Genomic DNA, 12,388 nt, shown 5'->3' with positions numbered 1-12,388 from the left:
ATTCAATACACTGCTTTGATCTGATTGCTATTGCTCTATTACTGCAATCAAATATCAAAAGACAAATTAAGAGGATTTTTATGGATTCAAATGTGAGAAAACAACAGATACTGGAAGTACTTAATAAGTGCAACGGTATATCCACAATAGACAGTATATGTAAACGTGTTTATGCTTCACGTTCCACTGTCAGAAGGGATTTGATTGCACTTGAAGAAGAAGGCACTGTAAAGAGATCTCATGGCTATGTCTCTGTCATTGTCAAGTCCGCCAATGAAAGCCCTATCGGCATGAGGAGAATAGAAAATCTTGATAAGAAGCAGCTTATTGCCGGTAAGACTGCCCCACTTTTAAAGGACGACATGGTCATATTTCTTGACTCGTCCTCAACAGTTTGCCAATTAGCCCCTATGTTAAAGCTAAGACAAAATATCACTGTCATTACTAACGGAATAAATATTGCAAATGAACTTTCAAATGCTCAGAATCTTAAATGTTTCCTATGCCCGGGAGTGTTGAAGCATAAGAGTCTGTCCGTTGTAGGGGAATTTGCTTCAAACTTTATCAAAAACTTCAATGCGGAGCTTGCCATAATGTCATGTAAGGCAATAAATACCAAAGGAGTTTTTGAGGGAGATGATTCACAGGGACTTGTAAAAAAGAGCATGATAGAAAATGCAAATAAAACAGTACTTCTATGTGACAACACAAAGGAAGAAGCTGTAGGTTTTTTTAAGCTGTCTGATTTTAATGATATTGATACACTTATTTCAAACGGGAAATTTTCAGAGGAACTGAATAATATATTGGCAAATAATATAAAGAGGATAATATAAGTTGTATAATAAAAAGTCTGAATCTATATCACAAGACTGCTTGTGTAAGATTCAGACCTTTATTTTTATCTGAAATAATTATTCCACTGTTCACTTCCAAGGTATAGGATATGGAGATAGCCTACAGCGGCACCTGCCGACTTATCTGTAATATTTGTGGATAACTTTGCAATTCCGCCCACATTTCGAATTTCGTAGCGTTTCATTCCGACATTGCTTTCATCCTGATCATCCGAGTCACTGACATATACGGCTCTTAACTTTCCGTTTAAATCATACTCGGCACCCCATAGGGTTACTATATGATTATTTTTTGAAAATACCTTATGAGATAAACCGACTAAACCGCCGTCTCCCAGTACTTCTTTAAGGATTTCACTTAAAGATTCATAGTTGCCTCCATAAGTGCGGTCTGTAAGTTTCTCCCCTTTAAATACATCATAGAAAAATCCACCGTTATTATCAGGAATGAGATCATCCCTTTCTATATTGGTGGCACCGCTAAGTTTAGGTGTATACCCGTTGATAAATAAATCCACCAAAAGATCGGTGTAAAAACCTCTCTCATTATAGCCGTACAAAACCTTATAAAGTTCAAATATTTTACTGTCTTCCTGACTTTCAAAAGAGGTCTTTAAATCTGAGAGTTGCCTGTTTGCACGGGTTATATCTCCGTTTTTCGCTATATAATTATCAACATTCTCAATATTTTGATCAAACCACCAGTGCAACATATTTGATGCTACCGCAGCAAAGCAAAGGTTCTTATCTATATCAATATTTCCTCCGCTTCTTGTTTTATTAACATCATACCATCCGTCTCCGCTTGAAAACGGTGCTTTATAGATTTCATAGGTGTCAGACCCGCCCTGTGTGATCTCCTTATGAAAATCTCCACCTTCTCCCATAACAGGAGCGTTTATACCCTTTGCCCATATTATGGTTCTTACTTCTCCATCTTCATCGGTATACTGTACAACATTGTTATTCTTCGGTGTAGTTAAAGTGTCCTTTATCCTCTCAGCCTTATCCTCGGCATTATCTTCATTTACGGTATTGTTCGGCTGCTCCTGTATGTTTTTCTGCTCTGTAGGATTTTTTGTATTATCTGGTGCAGAAGGCTTATTTTCCTCTGTAGACGGAGAGAGATTACTTTCGGTATTTGCACCCGGATTTTTTCTTTCTGTATTACTTTGCTCTGAATTATTGCCGGTGTTATTTTCGTTTGCAAAATTATTTGATTTTGCACTGTTTTGATTTTGAGTATTGTCTGTGTTACTTTGTTCTAAAGTATTGCCGGTATCATTTGATTCCGTACCGCTTAGGTTTGGTGTATTGCCTACATTACCTTGAGTGTTATTTGATTGGCTCTGCTCCAAGGTATTGCCGTTCTGATTTTGAGCATTATTTGAATTGTTTTGCTCTAAAATATTACTGTTACCGCCTTGGTTACTGCTTTGCTCCAAAATATTATTATTTATATTATTTTGTATTTTATTATCGGAATCTTTTGTAACCTTATTATAGTTCTCCTTTGTTGCGGATTTGCCTGTTTCATCAGCTATGTTACCGTCCCGATTCAAGGCTTTACTGCCTACATTATCTAATCTGTTTTGGCTGTTATTTGGCAGTACCTTACCGCTGTCAGAAGTTTTATTATCGGTCGTTCCTTCATTTTCAGTACGGATATTTTCATTCAAACTTCCTGCTATATTTGAACCTGAATTCTGTGCGGTATTTCCGCCCTGACTTTCTATCCTTCTATCTTTATTTATCTCTTGGATATTTCCTATATTTGAGTTTCCCCCCCTGCTTAAGTCGGCTCCTAAGTTTTCACTCCTGTTTGAGCTACCGCCGGAGCTTCTACCTCTGCTTGAACCACCGCCTGCGCTCCCGCCTCTGCTTGAACCGCTGCCGGAACTTCCACCTCTACTTGAGCCACCACCCGTGCTTCCTCCCCTGCTTGAACCACCGCTGGAGCCTCCTCCTCTACCGACACTGTTGCCTGCTCCACCATCTGATGCCTTTTTATCTGCATTTGTTATGTTCACGGAAGATGTACTTATTCCTTTTCCTTTTTCATAGTGCCATACCCCGTTTTCATCAATCCATCTGCCTGTAGGATCAATCTTATATCCGCCTGTCACTGTATTTGCATACATTCTGCCAAATGTATCTTTATTACTTCCTTCAAAGTAGTAGCAATATCCGTCAATCCACTGCCAACCTGATAAAAGTACACCTTCATTGCCGTTTTTACTGCTGTCTAAGAAGTACCAGTTATCAGATGCATCCTGAAGCCAGCCCGTTTTTAAACTTCCGTCTTCATTAAAAAAATACCAGTTATCATTTATCTTCTGCCATGCCTTTAATGTCTTATTTTCCTTATAATATTTCCAGTTATTATTCTCAAGTTTCCATCCTTCTGTGCCGGCATAAGCATTAAATGAAAACAATATTGACATTGTAATCCCTAAAAAAACAGGACTTCCGTTACACTTTTTCATTGTATTACCCTTTCATTATCAAAATGACGCAAAAAAACAGCCATTATCTCTATGACTGAATTTTTGCATACCGGTGCTATGATACTACATATTTTTGTAAATATCCACTATTATTTATATGATATTACATCCCAGATTTCTCTTGGTTCAAGTCCAAGTTTCCAGACGGCCACACCTGCAAGATCCGCCTCCCTAACTGCATCTATTTTTAACTTCATAGACTTCTCATCTTCCATCCATATATACTTTGTGGCATTGCCTACACTTATCTGACCTACATACTGACCGACTTTATCATCCCAGATTAAATTTACATTGTTTTCCTTGACCCAGTTTGATGCGGCAGACATTCCTACGGCACTTGAACTCACCTTGTCATTTTCCTTAGTCCACACTCTGGTATATACAGGCACTGCATTGATAAGCTTTTCTTTAGGCACTTCCTTCAGACTGTCTGTAATTGAATCTTTTACAAAATCTATAGATGCACTGCTGCCCTCATCTGAACCGCTGTAGTGTTCGTCATATCCCATATTTATAACATAGTCGACAACTTCAGCCAAAGCATCTCTTTCATAGTACATATTGTAAGAAGCCGGAGTCGGCACATCCACACTTAAAACCAACCTGTTATTTCTGCAAGAAGCTGAAAGCTCACGGATAAATTCTATAAAATGTGGAGCATTGTCCTGAGTCAATGACTCAAAGTCTATATTTATACCGTCAAACCCGTATTCCTTTGCATCACTCATAAGATTTGAAATCAGTTTTTTCCTGTTTGTTGAGGACGATAATATCTTAAGTGTACTTATCTTATCACTGAAATTATCAATCAGCGGCCACACCTTCAAACCGCTGCTATGTGCCGCATCCACATAGTCCTTGCTTGCTATAGAAGTATAATTTCCGTTATTGTCAGACAGCTTAAACCATGTAGGAGATATAACATTCATACCCTTAGTATTATCTACCACCTTTGACAGATTTTTATTTGCCGCTGTTGCTGTAACCTGATGCCATCCAAGCACCACCTTTTCATTCATTGAAATAGATGTATACTCCGGCTTATCAAAGCTGCTTACTCTGCTACCCTTAGTTATATTCTTTAGATGCTTTCTCTTTATATAGCCAAGCAATCCGGTTTCAGTAAGTACTCTGTCCCACTTACCCTTTTGCTCCACTACAGTCACCTTCTCGCCCTTTTCCAATTCAACATTTTCTATACTTGCAGAGAACATATCGGCATCCACTCTCAGTTCAGACTTTGATTTTATATTTGCTTCCTCAAATTCTCCGAAGTTATTGTTTATATATATCTTTTTAATATTACCATCAGCAAATATATCTGTCCAAATATCAGTATATGTCTTGACTGTCTCTATAGAAATATATGCTTTACCGTCTTTTTCAATCAGAAGAGGCTTACCGTTCTTATCTACATTATCAAAATTTGCATATACTATTTCTGTAGGTAGTGCATATGAAAGCAGTTTTTCATCATCACTGTAATAAAACTTGTCATTAAGTATCGACCTTGTCCAATTTAAAGGTATATATACCACTTCATCCTTATATACCGCCTTTGCCTTCTGCAATGAATAATTGTATATAAGTGCCACTTCATCATCCTTTACCTGATAAATCTGTGCTTCACTCACTTTCTCATTTGAACCGACAAGTTCTTCTACTTCTCTTGGCAAAAACATAATGCCAAGTATAATACATAGCACTATTGCAATACCTGCTAAAACCCTTTTTTTCACATTTCCTCCATATAATAATACAAATTAACAATACAAATTTAAAATCGCTTAGACGACTGTAGTATTATACAGTATAAATATGTATAAATATTTAATACTGTATCGTTTTTAAAATAATTACAAATATATCAAAAAAACTGTCAAAATATTTTATTATCCTGACAGTTTAACTTACATGGCTATTTTATTTTTTGATATGTTTTATCAATGTTCGGCTACCTAGTATAACCTTTCTGTGACACTTTCCAAATTTTTCTCATTGATAGATTTTTATACCTTCGATTTCTACATATATCAGGGCTTAGACGGTTTTTAATAAAATATAGAAAATATCTGTATGTACCTCTTTTCTGTTCACTATAGCAGTGTGTGCTGTGCAAACAAATAATATTCTTATTTTTATATGTATAAATCTTTTGGATATTTGATTGAATGATCATCTTAGAATATAACTTAAAATTTAAAATCAGATATTTTTGATATAACTTTCTTTATACAACTTTTTTGATACAACTTTTATATTGGGGACTTTAAATAGAAGATACTATTATTTATAAAAGCTGTTTACAATAACTCTCCTTTCTCCGTCTGTAATAATATTATAAATCTCATACCGCCCGGATGCAATACTAAACCGATGTTCGGTCGATTTATGGCAAGAATAATTGTGCAAAATAAAAGAGCCGGCAAAACCGACTCCATATTTACCGCCTTAACAAGCTCTTGCTTCATTTCCAAAGATAAATGAACTTTTCGGTTCAAGAGCCAACATAAGTAAATTTCCCAAAACACCTACTGCAAGTACTTCTCCTATTCCTACTGTAAGCATCATATACGGTATCAAATCTGTCATACCGTAAGCAAACTTAAGCACAAACGGAATAATGATTGCATTTGCAAGTATCGGCGGCACACATACAAGCCACTTTGAAACGCTTCTGAGTCTGTAGCTTATTATTGCACCTATAAGTGTCGCCAATGTTCCGAATATAATATCCGGAAGTGCCGCTCCGGCAAGTATATTTGCCAAAAGACAACCTATACTTACTCCCGGTACTGCCGCCACTGTAAAAAACGGCAATATACAAAGTGCCTCTGAAATTCTGAATTGAACGGCACCGAAGCTTATAGGGGCAAATGCAAGAGTAAGCACTACATATACCGCCGCTATGACTGCCCCCTGTGCCGTCATCTTTGTTGTAATATTCTTCATATCTTCTCCTTTAGTTTTGTTTTAGGTGAGGAAGGTCTCGAACTCACCGATTACGCTTGATACTTTAAGACATTAAGTAAAATAAATCAAGTCTTTTTTATAAACAGGCCTTATAAATCTCCACTATATCATTATTATCAAGTGCAACAAAAGCATCTTTTAAATATCCGTCCACATTTGCGTGGGCAGCCATAGCTTCAAAATACTTGTTGTCAATACCCAGCTCTCTAAGATTCATAGGTATACCTGTCTCCTTAAAATAGCACTCAAGTGCATCTATTCCTGCAAATGCCAATGCTCTGTCGTCATCACCCTCAAGCCCCATTACATTTCTTGCAAACTTTACAAATCTCTCTGTTGCAGTTATATCCTTATTGAGGATATGACGCATCCACCTGATTGTAAGTATTGCAAGACCTACACCATGTGTAATGTCATAGTATGCTGAAAGCTCATGTTCCATCGCATGACAAGGCCAACCTGTTTCCTTTTTACCGTACTCCGGAATTCCCGAACAGGCTATAGAAGCATCCGCCATCAAATTGGCTCTTGCGGAATAATTTGTAGGATCTTTAAGTGCAATCTTACAGTTTTTCATTACGGACTTAAGAACGGTTTCAGCTATACCGTCCGAGAGGTCGCTGTCCATAGTCCTTGAAAAGTAGCCTTCGAATATATGGCTCATTATATCCGCGCTGCCTGCAGCTGTCTGATAAGGTGATACCGTATAAGTATATGTAGGATCGCATATACTTACTGCAGGATATGTGTATACAGCACCAAGCTTCTCATTAGTATCCATATTTGTGATTACACCGCCTGCATCAAACTCCGAGCCTGTTGCACTGAGTGTAAGAATATCTACAAGAGGTAGAGCCTTTGCAAGATTCCAACTTGTCTTTACCATCTCCCATAAGTCATCGCCTTCATAGTAGCGTCCCACTGCAATAGCCTTTGCGCAGTCGATGGTACTTCCACCTCCTACAGCCAAAACCACATCAATATCATGCTCCTTACAAAGTCCTACGCCTCGCTCTACTGTGGTAATCCTCGGATTCGGCTCCACTCCGTCACATTCTGTGACATTGAAGTTGTTTTCTTTTAAAATCTTTATAACTTCATCATAAAGACCTATTTTCTTGATTGATCCGCCGCCGTACACCAGCAGTACATTTTTACCGAATCTCTCCAATGAGCTTGCCAATTTCTTTATCTGTCCCTCACCGAAATACAACTTGGTCGGGATATCATGTTTAAAATTCAGCATACACTACCTCTTTTCAAAATTTTATTATTCTTATTTTAGAACAATCTTCAACACATCTTCAACCCTTTTTACCGGGATAATCTCAAGTTCGTCCAAGACTTCCTTAGCCACTTCCTTCAGATCATCCTCATTTTCCTCCGGAATAAATACCTTCTTTATTCCGGCTCTGGCTGCCGCCATAAGCTTTTCAGGCAGCCCGCCGATAGGCATCACATTGCCACGCAGTGAAACTTCACCTGTCATAGCATACTCGGGAGATACGGGAATATTGTTTATAAGTGATGCAATTGCAGTAGTCATTGTGATACCTGCACTCGGTCCGTCCTTAGGTACGGCACCTGCAGGTACATGGATATGGATATCATTTTTTTCAAATATCTCTGATTTGTCAGGATACATAGACTTCACCAAGCTAAGTGCAATGTCCACACTTTCTTTCATGACATCACCTAATTGACCTGTGACTTTTACATTGCCCTTGCCCTTTGTAAACATAGTCTCTATAAATAGTATCTCACCGCCTACAGCGGTCCAAGCCAGACCTGTTACCACACCTGCCTGCTTTTTCTCTAAAATACTCTCATGCTTTATAGGTCTTTGGTCAAGGTAATCGCTCAGATCCTCAGGCTTTACATCAAGTATCTCTTTATTATTTCTTACAAGCTCTACGGCAGCATATCTGCAAAGTGAGCTTATCTGCTTTTTCAGTCCGCGCACACCGGCTTCCATAGTATAGCCGTTTATAAGTGCCTTTATTGTATCATCTTCTATAATCAGGTTCTCATCACTGATACCTGCCTTCTTCTTTGCCTTAGGTATCAGATGGTCCTTTGCAATAGAAAACTTCTCAAGTGCGGTATAACCTGTAAATCTGATAACCTCCATTCTGTCAAGCAGAGGTCCCGGTATAGTATCAAGTGAATTGGCGGTACATACAAACAATACATCCGAAAGATCGTAAGGTACATTCATATAGTGGTCGGTAAAGGTATTGTTTTGCTCAGGATCAAGCACCTCAAGTAATGCACTTGCAGGATCACCGTTATAGGATGATGCCAGCTTATCTATCTCATCAAGAACCATTACAGGATTTGATGTACCTGCCTTTTTCATACCGTCCATTATTCTTCCCGGCATAGCTCCTATATAAGTCCTTCTGTGTCCTCTTATATCCGCCTCATCTCTTATACCGCCCAAAGAAATACGCACATACTCTCTTCCAAGTGCTTCCGCAATACTTTTTCCTATACTGGTCTTACCTGTACCGGGAGCACCTACAAAAAGAAGTATTGAACCGCTTTGTTTTTTATTAAGTGACATTACAGCAAGCTGTTCAATTATTCTTTTCTTGACTTTCTTTAGACCATAATGTTCTCTGTCAAGAACTTCCATAGCCTTATCAAGTTCTATTTCCTTAGGCTCTTCCTTCTTCCACTGTAGCGAGGTAACAAAGTCAAGATAGTTATAGAGCAGTCCGTACTCATGACTGTCCTTGCCCTCCTGCTTCATACGGTTTAATACATTGTCGGCTTCCTTCCTTGCAATCTCGTTCATGCCTGAATTTTCTATCTTTTCTTCAAATTTTCTCACCTCCGAGATGTTTTCAGGATGCATATCATCCAAAGCTTTCTGTAAGAAATTTATCTGCTTTTTAATAGCATCTTCTCTATATGCTTTCTCATGGATCTCCTTTTGTGCCTGCTTTGCCTCTTCACTCACTTCATTGATTGCCATAAACTCTCTTGCATATTTTGCTATAAGCCCGGCTCTTGCCTTTGTAGAATCCTCGGCAAGTACGGCATACTTCTCCTCAGGTGTGATATTCATAAACGGAGAAAGTCCCACCATCAGCTCATTCATATTCTTCCATGCAAGCACATAGCCTCTTGCCATAAGTCCCCACTGGAACTTGGTTACATAGTTTAGGAGTTCATCTCTAAGTCCTATAATCATTGTATTGGCACTTTGAGGATCCAAATCATTTATCTCAGGTCTTTGCACTCCCACTACATTTTGATTTTTAAAATCTATATATTCAACATTTATCCTGCCGAAAGCTTCCAAATTGGCACCGCCCTCATCATCTATAGACAGCACCTGCCCTGCGATCGCTATAGGATAAATATCATCCATAGTGATATCTCTATCCTTCGGCTCTTTTAGGTAAAGAAATGTCACTTTTTCGCCAACAGATATCTTATCTACTCCTGCCTCCTGCAAATAGTCTTTTCTGAAATATATCTTTGAACCCGGTAAAACCACAGTATTATATGTCGGTATTAAAATCATATAACCTCCTTTGTTAGCACTTTTATTGATAGAGTGCTAAAAAACATTTATAAAAAAGAGGCTGTAACAATGGCTTGTCTACAACCTCCCCATTTATATTCTAAGAGTATATCACTGGCACTCGCATTCGTCAAGTGATAAATATATTTTGCAAAATATAAAAGTATACTTCTATTTATATTCTCTTATCGCATTTGCAAGACTGTCAAGTGCTTTCTTCAGGTAGCTTTTAGGACATGCTATATTAAATCTCTCAAAACCTTCGCCATCTGTACCGAACATGGCTCCCGAATCAATCCAAAGCTTTGCCTTGTTCACTATAAGATCTTCTCTTTGCTTTTCACTAAGTCCTAATTTTCCAAAATCCACCCATAAAAGATATGTTCCTTCCGGTTCTATCAGGCTAAGCTCCGGGATATTTTCTTTTAAGTAATCTCTGAAGAATATAAGATTATCTCTTATATAGGCTCTCACCTCATCAAGCCACTCTTTTCCCGACTCATATGCAGCCCTCGCCGCTACAAGTCCCATTGTATTTAGCTGTGAATATCCGGACTTTACTATTTCACTTCTGAAAGCATCACGAAGCTTTTTATTCTCTATAAAAATATTTGATACCTGAAGCCCTGCTATATTAAAGCTCTTGCTTGGAGCAGTTGCAATTACCGCATTATCCGCATAAGCTTCTCCAAGTGAGGCAAATACATGGTGCTTATTCGGTGAATATACAAAGTCTGCATGAATCTCATCACTGAAAACCGTCACCTTATGCTTTATGCAGATATCTCCGATTTTTTTCAGTTCCTCCTTACTCCATACCCTGCCTACCGGATTGTGTGGAGAACATAGTATAAAAAGTTTAACATTATTTTCCACTATTTTTTTCTCAAAGTCATCAAAATCCGTCTCATAGTGACCGTCTTTAAGCACCAATGGAGAATTGACAAGTTTTCTGTTGTTTGCAATTATCATCTCGCCGAACGGATAGTATACAGGTTGTTGTATAATAACCGCTTCTCCTTCTTTTGTATATGCCTTTATTGCCATAGCTATGGCATATACGACACCCGGAGTCTTTACAAGGCTTCCCTTCTTTACCTCCCAGTCAAAGTTGTCTTTAAACCAATTTTTTACTATATCAAAATAGTCGGCCTTTACCTCAGTATAACCGTATATTCCATGGTTTATCTGAGCCTGCAAGGCATCTGTAATAGGCTTTGCCACCTGAAAGTCCATATCTGCAACCCAAAGTGAAAGTTCATCACCATTTTTACCCCTCTCTTTTGCAAAGTCAAACTTCAGACTGCCTGTACCATGCCTGTCTATAATTTTATCAAAATCGTACATAAAACCTTTCTCTATTCCAATGCTCTCTCCAAATCTTTTATAAGATCATCTGCATTTTCTATTCCTACTGAAAGTCTAAGGAATTTGTCGGTGATTCCAAGTCTCTCTCTCACTTCCACAGGCACATCTGCATGAGTCTGTATCATCGGGAAAGTAATCAAAGACTCTACACCGCCCAGACTTTCCGCATACTTTATTATCTCTATTTTTTCAAATGCATTCAAAGCAGTTTTTGCGGTATCTGTGGTAAATGCTATCATTCCACCGAAACCTCTTGACTGAGACTTATTTATCTCATATCCCGGATGGTCCGGAAGTCCAACATAGTAGACATTTGTAATCTTTTTATGGTTCTTTAGAAAATTTGCAATCTTTAATGCATTCTCCTGTACCCTATCCATTCTTACCGCTAAAGTCTTCAGTCCTCTAAGCACCAAAAAACTGTCAAACGGTGAAAGACTTGGCCCTACAGTCTTATACATAAATCTGATTTTTTCTGAAAGTTCTGCATTTGCACTGCATACAAAGCCTGCAAGTGTGTCATTATGACCTGCAATATACTTTGTTCCGCTGTGAATGACTATATCTGCACCAAGTTTTATAGGGTTTTGAAAATACGGACTTAAAAATGTATTATCTACTATAAGTAGCAGGCCATGCTCCTTTGCAATCTTTGCCGTTTCTTTTATATCTGTAACAAGCATTGTAGGATTACTGGGTGTTTCAATAAAGATTGCTTTGGTATTTTTATTTATAGCGTTCAATACATTCTCTTTTTTAGTGGTATCTACATATGTAAATGTTCTGCCGCGCTCTGTTCCGAGAGTGTTGAACAGTCTTGTACTTCCGCCATATATATCTTCCTGTGATATGATATTGTCACCCGAATTAAAAAGTTCCAATACAAGCATGCAGGCAGCCATTCCTGTAGATGTTGCAACTGTATCATAAGCACCTTCAAGTGCCGATATACTCTCCTCAAGCTCCGTTCTTGTAGGGTTTGACTGGCGTGAATAGTCATATCCTGTACTTTCTCCCACTCCCGGATGTGAAAAGGTTGCCGTCTGAAAGATCGGCACTGTCATTGCTCCATATGCATGAGCAATTTTATCTTCATTTGGACTATGTACACATAATGTTTCAATATTCATAAATTCACCTGACTT

At 38.2% G+C, this 12,388-nt stretch carries 8 protein-coding genes; 1 reads left to right on the top strand and 7 read right to left on the bottom strand.

Translation table 11 applies throughout. The annotated features are described in order from the left end of the window. Positions 1-80 precede the first annotated feature (80 nt). Positions 81-836, top strand: a complete 756-nt coding sequence (locus HMPREF0381_RS02945; RefSeq protein ID WP_008754359.1) for a DeoR/GlpR family DNA-binding transcription regulator — start codon at positions 81-83, stop codon at positions 834-836. A 65-nt stretch (positions 837-901) separates the two neighbouring features. Here HMPREF0381_RS02945 and HMPREF0381_RS02940 read toward each other — a convergent pair whose 3' ends face one another. From HMPREF0381_RS02940 to HMPREF0381_RS02910, 7 genes are all read right to left on the bottom strand, one after another. After that, positions 902-3,343 carry an IdeS/Mac family cysteine endopeptidase gene (locus HMPREF0381_RS02940; RefSeq protein ID WP_008750381.1) on the bottom strand — a complete coding sequence of 814 codons (2,442 nt, stop codon included), beginning with the start codon at positions 3,341-3,343 and terminating at the stop codon, positions 902-904. A gap of 110 nt (positions 3,344-3,453) precedes the next feature. Continuing rightward, entirely contained in the window at positions 3,454-5,106 is a 1,653-nt protein-coding gene (locus HMPREF0381_RS02935; protein ID WP_008750380.1) for a glycosyl hydrolase family 18 protein, read from the bottom strand. A 712-nt stretch (positions 5,107-5,818) separates the two neighbouring features. Next, positions 5,819-6,319: a QueT transporter family protein gene (locus HMPREF0381_RS02930; protein ID WP_008750378.1), complete on the bottom strand. Its 501-nt coding sequence runs from the start codon at positions 6,317-6,319 to the stop codon at positions 5,819-5,821. Between the two features lie 97 nt (positions 6,320-6,416). Next, entirely contained in the window at positions 6,417-7,586 is a 1,170-nt protein-coding gene (locus tag HMPREF0381_RS02925; protein ID WP_008750377.1) for an iron-containing alcohol dehydrogenase, read from the bottom strand. A gap of 30 nt (positions 7,587-7,616) precedes the next feature. Continuing rightward, on the bottom strand, positions 7,617-9,875 hold the full coding sequence (gene lon, locus HMPREF0381_RS02920; RefSeq protein WP_008750376.1) for an endopeptidase La: 2,259 nt from the start codon (positions 9,873-9,875) through the stop codon (positions 7,617-7,619). Between the two features lie 171 nt (positions 9,876-10,046). Further along, a complete protein-coding gene (locus tag HMPREF0381_RS02915; RefSeq protein WP_008750375.1) occupies positions 10,047-11,222 on the bottom strand; it encodes a MalY/PatB family protein in 1,176 nt (391 codons plus the stop codon). Positions 11,223-11,233: 11 nt separating this feature from the next. Beyond that, positions 11,234-12,373, bottom strand: coding sequence for a trans-sulfuration enzyme family protein (locus HMPREF0381_RS02910; RefSeq protein ID WP_008750374.1), 1,140 nt, complete (start codon positions 12,371-12,373; stop codon positions 11,234-11,236). Positions 12,374-12,388 lie beyond the last annotated feature (15 nt).

The organism is Lachnoanaerobaculum saburreum DSM 3986, assembly GCF_000185385.1.
Classification (GTDB): Bacteria; Bacillota; Clostridia; order Lachnospirales; family Lachnospiraceae; genus Lachnoanaerobaculum; species Lachnoanaerobaculum saburreum.
This window is presented reverse-complemented; position numbering and strand designations above follow the sequence as displayed.